The 15,141-nt window shown below is 40.5% G+C and carries 12 protein-coding genes; 3 read left to right on the top strand and 9 right to left on the bottom strand.

The annotated features are described in order from the left end of the window. Nucleotides 1-20: 20 nt before the first annotated feature. Nucleotides 21-1,424: a sigma-54-dependent transcriptional regulator gene (locus tag L1272_RS07110; RefSeq protein ID WP_235373062.1), complete on the bottom strand. Its 1,404-nt coding sequence runs from the start codon at nucleotides 1,422-1,424 to the stop codon at nucleotides 21-23. Beyond that, nucleotides 1,421-2,533, bottom strand: a complete 1,113-nt coding sequence (locus tag L1272_RS07115; protein WP_235373063.1) for a sensor histidine kinase — start codon at nucleotides 2,531-2,533, stop codon at nucleotides 1,421-1,423. The genes L1272_RS07110 and L1272_RS07115 overlap by 4 nt, the downstream gene beginning before the upstream one ends. Nucleotides 2,534-2,660: 127 nt before the next feature. On the opposite strand from L1272_RS07115, the gene L1272_RS07120 reads away from it, so the two are divergent. After that, complete coding sequence (locus L1272_RS07120) at nucleotides 2,661-3,248, top strand: DNA-3-methyladenine glycosylase I (protein ID WP_235373064.1); 588 nt, start codon at nucleotides 2,661-2,663, stop codon at nucleotides 3,246-3,248. Nucleotides 3,249-3,702: 454 nt separating this feature from the next. Here the strand turns inward: L1272_RS07120 and L1272_RS07125 are convergent, their stop codons facing one another. Further along, nucleotides 3,703-5,142, bottom strand: coding sequence for a sigma-54 dependent transcriptional regulator (locus L1272_RS07125; protein WP_235373065.1), 1,440 nt, complete (start codon nucleotides 5,140-5,142; stop codon nucleotides 3,703-3,705). A gap of 291 nt (nucleotides 5,143-5,433) precedes the next feature. Here L1272_RS07125 and fliS point away from each other — a divergent pair, with 291 nt between their 5' ends. Then, nucleotides 5,434-5,835 (top strand): flagellar export chaperone FliS, encoded by a 402-nt coding sequence (gene fliS / locus L1272_RS07130; RefSeq protein WP_235373066.1) that lies wholly within the window; start codon nucleotides 5,434-5,436, stop codon nucleotides 5,833-5,835. After that, a complete protein-coding gene (locus L1272_RS07135; RefSeq protein ID WP_235373067.1) occupies nucleotides 5,835-6,122 on the top strand; it encodes a hypothetical protein in 288 nt (95 codons plus the stop codon). Before fliS ends, L1272_RS07135 begins: the two co-directional genes overlap by 1 nt. A gap of 157 nt (nucleotides 6,123-6,279) precedes the next feature. Here L1272_RS07135 and fliD read toward each other — a convergent pair whose 3' ends face one another. The 6 genes from fliD to flgK all read right to left on the bottom strand — a co-directional run bounded on the left by fliD (nucleotide 6,280) and on the right by flgK (nucleotide 15,133). After that, nucleotides 6,280-7,686 (bottom strand): flagellar filament capping protein FliD, encoded by a 1,407-nt coding sequence (fliD, locus tag L1272_RS07140; RefSeq protein ID WP_235373068.1) that lies wholly within the window; start codon nucleotides 7,684-7,686, stop codon nucleotides 6,280-6,282. Nucleotides 7,687-7,730: 44 nt separating this feature from the next. Continuing rightward, nucleotides 7,731-8,141 (bottom strand): flagellar protein FlaG, encoded by a 411-nt coding sequence (locus L1272_RS07145; RefSeq protein WP_235373069.1) that lies wholly within the window; start codon nucleotides 8,139-8,141, stop codon nucleotides 7,731-7,733. 125 nt (nucleotides 8,142-8,266) lie between these two features. Then, nucleotides 8,267-9,727, bottom strand: coding sequence for a flagellin (locus L1272_RS07150; RefSeq protein WP_235373070.1), 1,461 nt, complete (start codon nucleotides 9,725-9,727; stop codon nucleotides 8,267-8,269). A 437-nt stretch (nucleotides 9,728-10,164) separates the two neighbouring features. Next, nucleotides 10,165-11,628, bottom strand: coding sequence for a flagellin (locus L1272_RS07155; RefSeq protein WP_235373071.1), 1,464 nt, complete (start codon nucleotides 11,626-11,628; stop codon nucleotides 10,165-10,167). 230 nt (nucleotides 11,629-11,858) lie between these two features. Then, the gene (flgL, locus tag L1272_RS07160; protein ID WP_235373072.1) at nucleotides 11,859-13,115 is read right to left on the bottom strand and encodes a flagellar hook-associated protein FlgL; all 1,257 of its coding nucleotides are present in this window, start codon (nucleotides 13,113-13,115) and stop codon (nucleotides 11,859-11,861) included. A gap of 2 nt (nucleotides 13,116-13,117) precedes the next feature. Continuing rightward, nucleotides 13,118-15,133: a flagellar hook-associated protein FlgK gene (flgK, locus tag L1272_RS07165; RefSeq protein ID WP_235373073.1), complete on the bottom strand. Its 2,016-nt coding sequence runs from the start codon at nucleotides 15,131-15,133 to the stop codon at nucleotides 13,118-13,120. Between the last annotated feature and the right edge of the window lie 8 nt (nucleotides 15,134-15,141).

A 15,141-nucleotide genomic window follows, 5' to 3' on the forward strand; every position in this document is an offset into this window, starting at 1 on the left:
ACTAACTTTTTGGAAGGAGTTTATGCAGGTAAGGCGATACCCAAGTCTCGCATTTGCGCCAGTTTATAACGTAACGTGCGCGGACTAATACCTAAGGTTTTTGCAACCTCTTTACGCTTACCGTTACAACGCGCTAAGGTTTCTAAAATAATACGATGCTCTTTGTCTTTCAGCTCGTCTTTATAATTACCCTGCTCACTCACTTGCGGTACGGTATCTAGATTAACTTCAACAGGCTGTTCTTGATATACCGGAGCGTTGTGTGGTGGCGTAGCGACTGGCTTGATATCCGCCGTAAGCAACTCTTCAATAAAGACATCATCTTGATGAATACTATTACCATCGCATAATATCAACGCCCGTTGAATAACGTTATCGAGCTCTCGTACGTTACCTGGCCAAGCATGCGATAGCAGCTTTTGTTTCGCACCCTCACTTAGTTGAGCTATAGGCTCTTTACTTTTCAGGCAATGACGCTCTATTAAATGCTCTGCCAATACAATAATGTCGCCAGGACGCTCGGCTAATGGTTTCCACATTAACGGGAATACATTTAAGCGATAATATAAATCTTCTCTAAATAGATTTTCGCTCACTGCTTCTTTTAAATCTCGGTTACTTGTAGCAAGTACGCGAACATCAAGCTCTATGGTTTTACGACCGCCTAAGCGCTCTACTTCGCGCTCTTGAAGTACACGCAGTAATTTAGCTTGCAAGCCTAAATCCATCTCAGTGATTTCATCTAGTAAGATGGTACCACCTTGAGCTTGCTCAAATTTACCCGGGCAAGCTTGAATAGCGCCAGTAAACGCCCCTTTTTCGTAACCGAATAAGGTTGCTTCAAGCATGTTTTCAGGAATAGCAGCACAGTTAATAGCCACAAAGGGAGCATCGCTACGATTTGATTTATCGTGGATAAAACGAGCCAACACTTCTTTACCCGAGCCACTTGGGCCGAGTACCATGACACTGGCATCTGAGCGCGCTACTTTACTGGCAAGTTCTAATAACTTAATGCTCGATGGATCGGCAACAATTGGGCCATCGGTTTCTTTTTCCTTTTCAGGCAAATAACGACTCACCATGTTAAGAAGCACTTCTGGGGCAAACGGTTTTGCCATGTAATCAATCGCGCCTAAACGCATTGCCTCTACAGCATCATCAATGGTGGCATAGGCTGTCATCATTAATACTGGCAGCTCAGGATAATTAAGTTTAATGCTACGTAATAGGTCAAGGCCACTCATGGCGCCCATTTGCACATCACTAACAACCAATGAATAACTATTTTGCTTAAGCAAGATCATCGCTTGTTCAGCGCTATCTGCAGCAACGCAATCAATACCCGACATCTCAAGGGTATCGATTAGCGCTTCTCGTAAACCTGCGTCGTCTTCAACGACTAAGATAGAGTTAGTATTCATTTTGCCTCCGCTGACATTGGTTCTGCACTAATTGGCAAGATCAAACTAAAACATGCTCCCCCATGAGCATTATTAGTCACTTCAACACGTCCTTGGTGCGCATTGGCGACTGAACTTACAACTGCAAGTCCAAGCCCCGTGCCCTGGCTTTTGGTAGTGTAAAAAGGTTCGAATAATTTGTTGGCATGGCGTAAATCAACACCTGGGCCATTATCACTGACACTGATACGAACACAGTTTTCGCTAGTTTCGTCACGTTCGGCACTCAGGGTTACCACAGCCTCAGAGCCAATAATTTGAATACTGTTGTGGATCAGGTTTTGAATAGCGCTCGCCAGAGCAGTTTTATTACCCATAATTTCAATATCTGGCTCAGGCAAGTTCACGCTAAGTTCACTGTTATTTTGTGCAACCATAGCATCAGCACCGGCTTTTACTTCATTAAGTAACTGTTGCATTGAAACGCTTTCGACCACTTGTTGCTCACCACTTTTGGCAAATAACAGCATATCGTTCACTTGGGTTTCTAAATCTTTTAAACGCGACATTAGCTTCGTATGAAAGTTGCCACGCGAGCTTTCTGGCAATCGCTTTGAGCCTAAATTTGCGGCATACAGCATGGCCGCTGATAACGGTGTTCTGACTTGATGAGCAAGCGAAGCGACCATTTTGCCAAGCGCACTTAAGCGCTGCATATGTGCTACTCGCTTTTGTAAGCGCCTGGTTTCAGTTAAATCTGTCATTAAAATTAACTGCCCTGGCTCTGGAGCAAGCGCAGTAATATCAAGCTTTATTAAACGGCCATCCTTAAGTGATACTTCATGTCCATCGTCTTGCTGTGGTCGAAATGAGCGTTGAATTACGCTAAACCACTTTTCACCTTCAAGCGGCTCATCTAGCATATCGATGGCAATTTGATTGGCTTTTGCGATCATGCCTCGGCCATCTAAAACCACCACACCCGCAGGCATGGTATCAACCAAATGACCTAACCAACTGGCTTGTTGGCGCAGCTCACTCAATTCACCCACATACTCTTCTTGTTGTAAGCATGGGTTATATTGTTTGGCTGTGATAAATTGTGGTTTTAGGACATTTGCTAAGGCCATAATCGATACTCAAAAAATCGTGTCTACCTAGCTAAATGCACAATCCGTACCAAATTTATTTTTGTTTTATTTCAATAAATTAAAGACAAAACATCACTGACAAAAAAATGACAACCGCGAGGGAATAATGCAAAAAGAACACCATTGTCGTTGCCCATGGCTCGATACCAGCAAAGAAGATTATGTGGCCTATCATGACCAAGAATGGGGGGTGCCATTATATGATGATCACCGCTTATTTGAATTTATAACCTTAGAGTCAGCACAAGCGGGACTGAGTTGGTATACCATACTTAAAAAGCGTGATGGCTATCGCAGTGCCTTCAAAAACTTTGTTGTCGAAGAGGTTGCCAAAATGACCGAAGACGACGTCGAAAAGTTAATGCAGTTTGAAGGTATTATTCGTAATCGCGCTAAAATCGCCGCCACTATCAATAACGCGCAACGTTTTATTGAGATTCAAAAAGAGTTTGGCAGTTTCTCAAATTACCAATGGCAGTTTGTTGGTGGCAAACCATTGGTAAACAATCTTGATAAATTAGAGGATTACCCGGCTATTACTGAAGCCTCTACAGCATTCGCCAAAGATTTAAAAAAGCGCGGCTTTAAGTTTTTAGGGCCAACCACTGTGTATGCGCATATGCAAGCCTGTGGCATGGTTAACGACCACAGTAATGATTGTTTTAGAAAACAAGAGATTATTGATAGTTATTAGGTGATAGGGGCTAAGCTTGGCTTCTATCTTCTCGGTGCTGCAAGCAGCCTCCGGTGGTAAAAAGCTAATTAAGTACTTATTCACAAAGAGGCTAAGAGACGCTGCGCTTATGAGGTAAAAATAAAGATGTTAAATTTTAGGCTCTAGGCTACTAGGTGTAGCGCGCAACACCTCGATTACCTTGGTAGTAAAAGTAATTAAGAGCATGATTCACAAAGAAGTTAAAGGAATATTGCGCTTTAAAAATTAAAAAAGGGCTTGGTTTCTCATTTGTTCCTCATTATTTTCTCTTTGTGCAAAAAGCTTTTAGTGATTTATTACAACAGCAGACCCCGAATGAAAGACGGTGAGCGCGCCCGTAAGTTTAGCGCCTATAAATAAAGACACAGCCCATTCTATAGGCGTAATAACCATAGTACTTAGTTAATTTTTGCCTAAAACCTGCTCTTAACTATTAGTCACGCGTTAGGTTGTATTTCTTCATTTTTTCGACCAGTGTGGTGCGCCTAACACCTAAAATTTCTGCTGCACGTGCAACAACGTAATCATAGCGCTCTAATGCTTGGCTGATTAAGCTAATTTCTAGCTCAGCAAGATACTCTTTGAGCTCAATTCCTTCATCTGGTAATAAACCTGAGTCAGCCGTTGTTGCTGGTACATCAGGTTCTTCTTCATCATAATCACTAAAACCAGTACTGAAAATATCGTTGAAAGCATCTCGCTCCATCAACTCTTCTGGGTACTCAGGCTCATAAGCCTCAACTTCAATATAACGATATTTAGCTGGAAGATCTGGCACATCAACCACTTTATCTGGAAACATGATCACCATGCGCTCAACTAAGTTAGCAAGCTCACGAATATTTCCCGGCCACGCATGCTCTTTTAAGCTTTGAATCGCACGCTCAGTGAATTTGGCCGTTGTGCCACTTTGCTCGTTCACACGACGCATCAACTCTTTTAAAAGCAGAGGAATGTCGTCAGCACGCTCACTAAGCGAAGGATTTTCAATTGGAAACACGTTTAAGCGATAAAAAAGGTCTTCACGGAAGTCGCCCTTTTCAATCATTTCTTCAAGGTTGCGGTGAGTCGCAGCAATAATGCGTACATCAGCTTGAATAGGCTTAGTACCCCCTACTCGCTCATAGCTACGTTCTTGCAACACACGCAGTAGTTTAACCTGCATTTGCAAAGGCATATCACCAATTTCATCTAGAAACAGTGTACCGCCTTGTGCTAGTTCAAAACGCCCCTTTCGCGCAGAAATAGCGCCCGTAAACGCGCCCTTTTCATGGCCAAATAGCTCACTCTCAAGTAATTCACCAGGGATAGCACCACAGTTTACCGGCACAAATGGCCCGGTATTGCGTTTAGAGAGTAAATGAACGTTACGTGCAACAACTTCTTTACCTGTGCCTGACTCACCTAAGATCAGTACATTTGCATCGGTTTTTGCTACTTGCTCAATTAAAAAGCGCACATCTTTTACAGCTTCTGTTTCACCGACTAAACCATCAAATGATTTGTTAGATTTCGCTTGTTTATGGTCACCCGGTAGCATGCGCTGATATTGCTGACAATCATGCAATAGCTGAGTAGTTACATCATGATTAAATGGCTCACAAATTAAACCTACTACATTAGCAATACTTAGCAGCGGTTTGAGTGTTTCACCAATTAATAAAAACGGAATGGCAGGAAACTGTTTGATCACAGCCTCGTGATTTAGCTGCTGTAAAGCACCAAGAATGACCATACATTCTTGCTGTTGATGTTTTTCGCAAAAAGACTGTAATGAAGTCTCATCAACTAATTGTGCAGTTTCACCAATGAAGGTAAGTGCTGCATGTAAACCTATCGCACGATTATTATTATTGTCTAAAATTAAGATCATTATTGGCGAACCACAGTTACCACGAGGTTAGTTAATTTCTAAATTGTAAGCGAGTTTAGGAGGGATGCAAGCGCTAAGCGGCAATTTATTGACATCTACGCCAAAAAATAGTCACTTAGCACTAAAATTTAATACTAAAGAATTAACTTACAAATTTAGCCTGTTTGAATTTAAAATATTCTATACTCGTTGCTATAATCTCTATAGAAATGCTCAAAAAAAGTAACATCAATGGCATTAATATTGCTTATTTATTTTTATGAATCGGTGTTTTTAATATAGGATTTTCTCATGGCACACATATCGATAAAAAAGTACAGTCAAGTTAGCGTTAGCAACATTAATGAAATGTCTCCTTATGAGCAGATCAATTTGATTTTCAGCAACATTATCGGACGTTTAGCAGCGACTAAAGGCTTTATTGAGCGTAAAGAATTTGAAAAAAAAGGTGAAAATATTTCTAGCTGCATTTTATTATTTGGTGCGCTACAAGATGCACTAAATTTTGAGCATGGCGGGGATATCTCAAGCAACTTACTATCACTGTACGATTTTTGCCAACGCAGGTTAACTGAAGCAAATGTAAACAACGACATTGCAGCAGTAGATGATGTTATTCGTATCGTTAAAGAAATAAAAGAAGGGTGGGATTCTATTCCGCTTGAAGAGCGCATACCTAAAGCTGAGCAATAATGCCGAATTATATCGCTCTAGATGCATTACTCATTACATTATCAGAGCACATAGATAAAACAGAGATTGGGCTGGCAAGCCAAACGTTAATAGCTATTGACCAAGAGTTGAAGCATTGGTGTGAGAGTGAAACACCACCTCAAGAAAAAGAGTTATTAGCTATACAAGCCAAAATTTTAACCGCTACAGCTAAGCTGAAAAACGCCAGAGACAAAACTCAGGTGGAGCTGATCAACCAGCGAAAATCACACAAAGCTATTTCTAAATATAAAGCAACAAAACGCTGATTAGCGTTTTGTTGCTTTCAGGCACTTATTTTATATATTTAGCTTACTTATATAGCTGTAATCTATATACATTGCGCAACATAAAGTAGCGACTAAAATTTAGGCAAAAAAAAGCGCCTGTTTATCTGGCGCTCAAACAATGAAATAAATAGACTAATTAGTCACTATTTTTAACAACCCCTGGCATATTATCAAGCTGCGCTTGCACATAGCTACTGGTTGAGTTCATCTGGGCTACAAGTAAATCCATGCTATTGTACTGTGCATATAAACGAGACTCTAACGACTCCATTTTTCTTGCAAAATCAATGCGCTCATCATCTAAACCATCTAACTGGGTCTGTTTACTGTCGATTCTGTTTTGAACAATACCATCTGAATCAGTATAAAAACTCATTAGCTCATCAAAAGATTGCGCAAAGCCGCCCTCATCGCCCTCACCCAAAAAGAACTCTTGAACTAAGTCTACATCGGCTTCTACTTGTTCGTTTAGGCGTTCAGTATCTAAGCTTAATTTGCCGTAACGGTCTGCTTCAACCCCAAGCTTAGATAACGACAAACTACTGCCATCACTCAAGCTAACTTCACTGGTTAGTTGCTGACGAAGTTTAGACATCACCCCACGAAGCATAGAGTCACCGGCCATCACACCAGCGCCATCTTCGCCTGATTTACCCAAGTTATTGCTAAGCTCAAGTAATTCGTTATAGCTTTCTATAAAGCTATTTAAACCGGCTTTAATATTATTATTATTTTCTGTAATTTTAAGGGTGCTATCGTCGTCATCAGTGCCATGGGCTTTTTTAGCTGTGATCGTTACACCATCAATAACATTTGCAAACTCGTTATCACTGCTTGTAACTGTTAAATTACCATCTATGGTAATTGAAGCGTCTGTTGCAGCAATCACCTCGTTAATATTTGTAACCCCTGAACCGGTGTCATAGGCTAGAGCCGATAAACCTGCCGCGTCAGTATTATTACCATCAGCATCAGTTGCTGTAACTTTTATTGCGTTTTCAACACCACTGTTTTTTGCTGATAAAACTAAATGCTGGCCATTATCGTCGGTGATAATCGTCGCTGTTACACTGTCGTTATCTTTATTGTCGTTAATCGCATCACGAATTTCAGACAAAGTTGCAGTATCTGACACGTCAATATCAAAACTATTCTCACCGGACGCTATAGTTAACGTACCTTCACCTACTGCGGCATCTTCTGCAAATGCACTTGACATCAATTTATGTTCTGTCGCAAGGTTGTTTACCTTTACATTATAACCACCAGGCTCCGCATCTTTGTCAGAGCTTAGAGTTACAAAATCATCACTGCCAGAAATACTGCGCTTTTGGTAGTTATCAACTTCGCCTAGTGCCTCCATCGAGGTTTGCAGTTTTTCAAGCGCTGATTTTAGTGCACCTGCTGCTGAAATATCCGTTGTTAGGGTTGCTTCTTTATTATTTAAACGTGAAGTAAAAGGGGTGCGCTCAGCATTAACTAACGCATCAACAATATCTGATACTGCTAAACCTGAACCTAAACCATTAAATGAAATAGCCATAACACATCCTCTTAATTACCTATTTAAATCAAAGTAGTAAAAAGCTAAGCTTTTTGATCAATTAAAAAACCCGCGGTTTCCGATAGCTTAGCCACTAGGCTTAACACTTCTTCAGATGGGTATTGCTTAATTAACTCACCACTGTTTTTATCAACCACTCTAATAACATCACGGCCCGACTCTTCATCAACTTGAAACTGCAAACTGCGATTCATTTCGCCCATGAAGTCCTGCAATTGTTGCGCCATTTTCTCAAGCTGCTCGCGGCCCAATTCATCTTTTTCACCGCTTTGTTGCACTTGTTGATAATTTTGCTGTGTTTGTTGTTGAAGTGTATTTTCTGTTTTATTTGATTCATCAACCGCCGTTGCTATCAGTTGTGGACTCGCAGCTAACTTATCGTCAGCTTTTTGCGGAGCCACTGCAAAATCAGGGCTTTGGGTTATTGCACTCATAACGCCTCCTTAAACATTTTACCCTATGGCTAATAAAACAAAAGGAGATTAGCTAAGCCAATCTCCTTTTTATTTTAGTTAACTAATGCTGACTTAACCATTAGTTGTTGTAACTAATCACACTATTAACCAATTAAGCTAAGCGCTGCTTGTGGTAATTGGTTCGCTTGCGACAAGATTGACGTACCCGCTTGTTGTAAGATTTGGTTCTTCGTCATTTGCGCAGTTTCTGCTGCAAAATCAGTATCTTGAATACGGCTACGTGATGCAGATACATTTTCTTGAATATTTGCAAGATTACTGATTGTATGACCAAAACGATTTTGAATCGCACCTAAATCTGCTCGCTGTTCATCTATTGACGCTATAGCCGCATCTATAACGCCTAGAGCATCTTGAGATCCTGATTGGCTTGTAATATCTAAGCCATCAATACTCGATAAGGTAGAGGTTGCAGCTGCAGAACCAAAAACTTCAGTGCTCGCTGCCTCAAATTGAAAGCCTTCTGAGCTAGTTAATTCAACATCACCGACTGCTATATAACTATCAGCAACTGCTGTCGTTTGTGTCGTACCATCATTACTTTGGATTTGCATTGTTACTGCTGTAGAGTTCGTAGGCTCAGTGAATTGTAAAGAAATATCATCATCACCGACAAGCTTCAATTTAGATGGGTCGTCCAAATCCAACTCAGCAGTTACACCCGTATTGTTATTACTATTGATTGCACTAGCTAGTTCAGTTAAATCTTTAGCGTTAAAATCAGTCACATTAATAGCCTGACCATTAAGGGTTAGTGTTACGTCTTCCCCTGAAGAGTTTGCACTAAAACTACTTAAAGTAACTTCATTTTTAACTTCAGCTTTAACGCCAACACTATTATCAGAAGTAGCTGTATTTATTGCTGTTGCAATGTCTTTACTCGTTGCGTCAGCAGAGTAAGTAATTGCAGCTGTTGCATTCCCGCCGTTAGAAGATATTTTAAAACCATCACCTGCTACAACATCTGACACACCATTTGTAGCACCCGTTACAATTCCACCTGTTATACTACCGGTAGTATCATACTTATCACTTCCGATTTGATCTGCAGAGATATTATCAAGTTTAAAATCAATTGTTTCGTTTGCGTTCGCACCTACTTGGAAAGATTTTGTACCAAATGTACCGTCCAGTAATTGCTGTCCACCGAATGAAGTAGTCTCCGCAATTCGTGTTAACTCAGTCTTTAAAGCCGTAACTTCTTTTTGTAATGACTCTCTATCACTAGCTGAGTTTGAACCATTTGCTGATTGTAGAGCAAGCTCACGCATACGCTGAAGGATATTGGTTGATTCATTCATAGCACCTTCAGCTGTTTGCGCCATTGAAATACCATCGTTGGCATTACGTTGTGCCACAGCCAGGCCATTGACCTGAGAGGTTAAACGGTTTGAAATTTGTAAGCCTGCTGCATCATCTTTTGCGCTATTGATACGCATACCTGACGCTAAGCGTTCCATTGACGTTGCTAGACCTTCACCTGAACGAGACAGGTTACGCTGAGCATTTAATGAAGATACATTTGTATTTACTGTTAAAGCCATGATAAAACTCCTGATTACTTTCGTAATATATCTGTTTTGATTTAACCAAGAACTTTCACAATTGTATGTTCAAGCTCCGTACTGTTTAAGTTAACGGCAGATGTAGATTTATCTTTAGACTTTTTTTTAAAAAAATGGATTTTATTTGAGCTTCCCAGATTAAAAAACTGATTTTACTTGTTTTTTTATTTTAAAAAAATTCTACTTTTTCCTCTTACGTCTTATCTCCCCCTCATTTATTTCTCATTTTTTCTCTCTGTGTGAAAAGGTTTTAGGTGAATTAGTTACAAAGAAGTTAAGAGGCGCTGTAAACTTCAATGAAAAATAAGAAATTAGCGATAAAAGAACACTGACCAAATTACCGCCCAGCTATTTTAATGTTACGCAACAAAAAAGCGCAACCTATGCGCTTTTCATATATAAAGCTATAACTTTAATTAACCACCTAACAAGCTAATTGCCGCTTGCGGTATCTGGTTTGCTTGCGACAAGATTGATGTACCCGCTTGTTGCAAGATTTGGTTTTTCGTCATGTGCGCAGTTTCTGTTGCAAAGTCTGTATCTTGAATACGGCTACGTGACGCTGATACATTTTCATGGATATTCGCAAGATTGCTAATCGTATGACCAAAACGGTTTTGTATTGCCCCCAAATCAGCGCGTTGTTCATCGATTGCGGCGATAGCAGCATCAATAACATTTAAAGCGTCTTGTGAGCCATCTTGTGTTGATATATTTACTTGCTCGACACTATCTAAATCTGATGAGGCAGTTGCAGAACCAAAAACCTCAGTACTCGCTGCCTCAAATTGAAAGCCTTCTGAGCTAGTTAGTTCAACATCACCGACTGCTATATAACTATCAGCAACTGCTGTCGTTTGTGTCGTACCATCATTACTTTGGATTTGCATTGTTACTGCTGTAGAGTTCGTAGGCTCAGTGAATTGTAAAGAAATATCATCATCACCGACAAGCTTCAATTTAGATGGGTCGTCCAAATCCAACTCAGCAGTTACACCCGTATTGTTATTACTATTGATTGCACTAGCTAGTTCAGTTAAATCTTTAGCGTTAAAATCAGTCACATTAATAGCCTGACCATTAAGGGTTAGTGTTACGTCTTCCCCTGAAGAGTTTGCACTAAAACTACTTAAAGTAACTTCATTTTTAACTTCAGCTTTAACGCCAACACTATTATCAGAAGTAGCTGTATTTATTGCTGTTGCAATGTCTTTACTCGTTGCGTCAGCAGAGTAAGTAATTGCAGCTGTTGCATTCCCGCCGTTAGAAGATATTTTAAAACCATCACCTGCTACAACAGCTGACACACCATTTGTAGCACCCGTTACAATTCCACCTGTTATACTACCGGTAGTATCATACTTATCACTTCCAATCTTATCAGCACCGAAAGCATTAAGAGTCAGGTCAATTGTTTCATTTGCGTTTGCACCTACTTGAAATGCTTTTGTTCCATATGTACCGTCTAAAAGGTTTTGTCCTCCAAAAGAAGTGGTATCAGCAATACGGGTTAATTCGGTTTGTAATGCAGCAACTTCTTTTTGCAATGACTCACGATCTTCAGCAGAATTAGAACCATTTGCAGATTGCAGCGCAAGCTCACGCATACGCTGTAATATATTGGTCGATTCAGCAAGGGCACCTTCTGCGGTTTGTGCCATTGAAATACCATCATTGGCGTTACGCTGCGCGACTGCTAAACCATTTATTTGTGAGGTTAAACGGTTTGAAATTTGTAAGCCTGCCGCATCATCTTTTGCGCTATTAATACGCATACCCGATGCTAAACGTTCCATTGAGGTTGCAAGACCATCGCTCGATTTAGTTAAGTTTCGTTGTGCGTTAAGTGACGACACATTAGTATTGACTGTTAATGCCATTTTACCATCTCCTAGTTTTAATTAGGCTGTGGTCCAATGAACTTGTGAGGAACCACGCGCTTTGCAAAACTTGAAAGCAGGAAATGTGCCAGCTCAAAGAGAGAAATTAAAATGTTGTTTTTAAATAAGTTTTTAATATTCTATTTTGTAAATATAAGAAATAAAAAGGCCAGTGACAATTTTTTGCCACTGGCCTGATAGAAAGGCAAACTTTTACCGTATGAGTTTAATTATAAATAATCAAAAAGCGTTAAGTTTGCTAAACGACCAAAAGTTGCTTGCGAAGCCTGTAATGCGGTTTCATGTCTTGTTAAGTCACTAATTGCTTCAGCCATATCAACTTCAACCAAATTTGATTTGCTCGATTTATTATTAATATCTATCGCGCTATTTGAATCTGTGACACTTTCAACCAAATTCATTCGAGCACCTAGGCTTGCTTGTGTAAATACCACTTGTTCGCTGGCGCTTTGTAATTGGTCTAAGCCGTCTGCCAGTGCATCATTAAGCTCATCACCTGCTAAACTGCTATTTAAACTGGTGATTAAGTTTTGCATAGTATTGAGTACATTTTCTTTGTGTGGGGCCTCTAATTCGAACTCGAATGTCCCTGGAGCTTTGCCTTCAAGCTTAAACTCCATGCCTGCATATTCAATAGGCTCCCCTATAAATTCACCAGTGACAGCCGGTGTAACGGGGTTACCGTAACCATCATTAATAACATAGGTATCAGGATCACCCGGGTTAACGCCGGCGACAAGCTCAACTTGAAAAGAGTTATCTGCAGCAGTCGCTGTAGGATCTAAATCAAAATTTGCTTTGTGGAACTTATCAAAATCAGCTTGGTTTTTTACATACACAGTACTTTGTGCAGTGATACTCCCCGTTATAGTGCCTTCGTTATCAACAACATTTAAACGCGCATTTACATTTTCAAAAGCACTAAAACCATTATCGCTCGATTTAACATTCACCCCTTGTGCAATAGTTACTGAATGCTGGCCTTGGTCACCTTGATAATCGTATTGACCTGTATTTGAGTTAAAGCTATAGGTTTGAGTTGTATCTTGATAGCCAGAAAAGATATATTTACCGTCTTCTGACTGACTATTCATCAAGCTCACTAGGCTTTTTTGCAGCTCGCTTAATTCACTCGCAATAGATTTTAAATCATCATTACTCATGGCACCACTACCTGCTCTAATCGCCAGCTCCTGAGCGGCTTGAATGGTGGTGTTGATACTTTGTAAGATACTTTCTTCTGTTTCTAACCGCCCATTCAACTGATTAATATTTTTAGTATACTGCTCGTTTGTTTGAATTTTATTTGTATATAAGGCGGCTTGTGAATAAGCCGACGGACTTTCAGAAGTCGATAAATACTTTTTACCTGTTGTTACACGCTCTTGTGCGTTAGCAACACCTTGCTGACCTTCAAGAATTTTATTAACGCTACTTTGATACATTAAATTATTTGATAAACGCATAATTACCTCGCCGAATTAAGTAAGGTGTCGAATATTGAACGAGCAGTGGCAAGCACTTGCGCTGATGCCGCATACGATTGCTGAAAGCGTAAAAGGTTAGCCGCTTCTTCATCAAGGTTTACACCTGATAGTGACTCATACCAAGCTTCTGACTGCTCTGCTAATGCGCTAAACGCCTGTTGACTTGTTTGTGCCTGCGAAGTAACTACACCAATATCTGATACTAAACCTGTGTACGCCTGATTAAATGTTTGATGATTATCAGCAGTACTACTAGCAACAACATTTTGACGTACTAGTTCACCATTTTGTAAATCAGCCAATTGCAAGCCATTACGGTTATCATCAAAACCACCAGTGTTAAACTCTACTGTGAAGGTGTCACCTGTTGCAGGTGATCCTTCAATGTTAAAGTCAAACCCATAGGTATCATAAGGCGCGCCAGCTTGGGCAAGAATATTTTCAGCAGGTGGTGTAATGGTAAACGTCGATGTACCGTTCCCGTCCGTAATTTGATATTCGTTAGCATTCGCCGTTTTCACGAGTGTGATATCGCCATTCGCCAAGCTTGGAGGTGGCCCCACGGTAATACCCGTTGAGTTATCAATATCTGAAACTGTACCAGCAGAAATACTTGCATCACTGGTGTTATTAATATCAGTAGCAGTTCGAATAGGTGATGCTAACGCTAAATCTTCAGGGCGTTCAGTTGCAAGCTCGAGGGTCGTTGCAGCTTGTGAATTTAGCTTCACCATAAATTGGTCACCCGTATTCGCAGCACCCGATACGTTGAGTTGTAAACCAAATGAGTCACTTCCTGCAGGTGTAATTGTTGAAGAATCAATGACCCCCCCCACGATATTTGCTGTAGCAGGACTACCTAGCGGCTCACCTTTATTATCAATAGGCTGGATTTCAACTGTTGAAGCACTCGTATAAGTTACAACAAAGTCACTAGCAGGCAATTCACTGCCGAGTCCCGGCTCAACCGTTGCCGTCATCGTTGATGTGCCCGTATTAGCTTGATAGCCAAACGCATCTACCGTTGGAATAGCAAAGATATCACCACCAATTTCACCATTGGCGTCCATACCTAAGCTATTTTGTTGGTTAAAGGCATCGGCTAACGCTAAGCCCATTTGACCAAGTTGATTTTGCGCTGGCACTAAAATATCGTCACGAAACGCCAGTAAGCCACCAATTTTGCCTTTCAATTTACTTACATCAACATCAAGCGGCACGGCTTTGCCACCGTTTACGTCAAGTTTTAATTCTTTAAAGTTCGGATCAGGGTCGCCACTGAATGAAAACAGGTTAAATGTGCCGCTTTGCATGACAAGTGCTTGACCTGAGCCTAAATAAACTTGTTTTTCGCCGTTGTTGCCATCGAGTGTTTCAATATCAATCAGCTCAGATAAGTCACGAATTGCTTTATCACGTTCGTTATACATACCACTCGACGATGACTCACGTTCAGTGCCATGAACAGATGCAATCTTGGTATTTAGTTCGCTGATGCTTTGAATTAAGTTATTTGCTTCATCAGAGAAGATTTCTAGCTGCTCATTTACCACGGCTTTTTGGTCAACCACAATGCTCGACAATCTGTCCATTTGATCAATTAAGTTTTGTGCATCCGTCATGACCAGTGAACGAGCTACTGTTGACGACGGTTGATTTAAGCTTTCTTGTACGTTGTTAAAAAACGAGTTGATACTGGTTGATAAGCTGTTTGACTCTTCAGAAAACAAGCTATCGACACGGCTTGCTTCAGTTACAAACTGATCAAAGAATGCCTTATTAGAGGTATCTCTATTTAATTGCTTTTGTGCAAATTCATTCAGTAAGCGATACGTTTCACCACGACCCACTTGATTATCGATCATGGTTGTGAACTCAGTACGCTCACGCACATAGCCCTCGGTATTAACGTTGGCGATGTTTTTACTGGTGGTTTGTAAAAGCTCAGAGTTAGCTCTTACACCGGCATTTGCTATGTCATATAAGCTAAATGACATGAGGGTCT

The sequence above is a fragment of the Pseudoalteromonas sp. PAST1 genome (assembly GCF_021532515.1).
GTDB classification, from domain to species: Bacteria; Pseudomonadota; Gammaproteobacteria; order Enterobacterales; family Alteromonadaceae; genus Pseudoalteromonas; species Pseudoalteromonas simplex.

Bases quoted from the DNA above. Each gene is read 5' to 3' on its own strand.
- L1272_RS07135 (WP_235373067.1), top strand. From the start codon at position 5,835: ATGCCGAATTATATCGCTCTAGATGCATTACTCATTACATTATCAGAG.
- L1272_RS07120 (WP_235373064.1), top strand. From the start codon at position 2,661: ATGCAAAAAGAACACCATTGTCGTTGCCCATGGCTCGATACCAGCAAA.
- fliS (WP_235373066.1), top strand. From the start codon at position 5,434: ATGGCACACATATCGATAAAAAAGTACAGTCAAGTTAGCGTTAGCAAC.
- L1272_RS07110 (WP_235373062.1), bottom strand. From the start codon at position 1,424: ATGAATACTAACTCTATCTTAGTCGTTGAAGACGACGCAGGTTTACGA.
- L1272_RS07125 (WP_235373065.1), bottom strand. From the start codon at position 5,142: ATGATCTTAATTTTAGACAATAATAATAATCGTGCGATAGGTTTACAT.
- L1272_RS07155 (WP_235373071.1), bottom strand. From the start codon at position 11,628: ATGGCATTAACAGTCAATACTAATGTGTCGTCACTTAACGCACAACGA.
- fliD (WP_235373068.1), bottom strand. From the start codon at position 7,686: ATGGCTATTTCATTTAATGGTTTAGGTTCAGGTTTAGCAGTATCAGAT.
- flgL (WP_235373072.1), bottom strand. From the start codon at position 13,115: ATGCGTTTATCAAATAATTTAATGTATCAAAGTAGCGTTAATAAAATT.
- L1272_RS07145 (WP_235373069.1), bottom strand. From the start codon at position 8,141: ATGAGTGCAATAACCCAAAGCCCTGATTTTGCAGTGGCTCCGCAAAAA.
- flgK (WP_235373073.1), bottom strand. From the start codon at position 15,133: ATGTCATTTAGCTTATATGACATAGCAAATGCCGGTGTAAGAGCTAAC.
- L1272_RS07150 (WP_235373070.1), bottom strand. From the start codon at position 9,727: ATGGCTTTAACAGTAAATACAAATGTATCTTCATTAAATGCTCAGCGT.
- L1272_RS07115 (WP_235373063.1), bottom strand. From the start codon at position 2,533: ATGGCCTTAGCAAATGTCCTAAAACCACAATTTATCACAGCCAAACAA.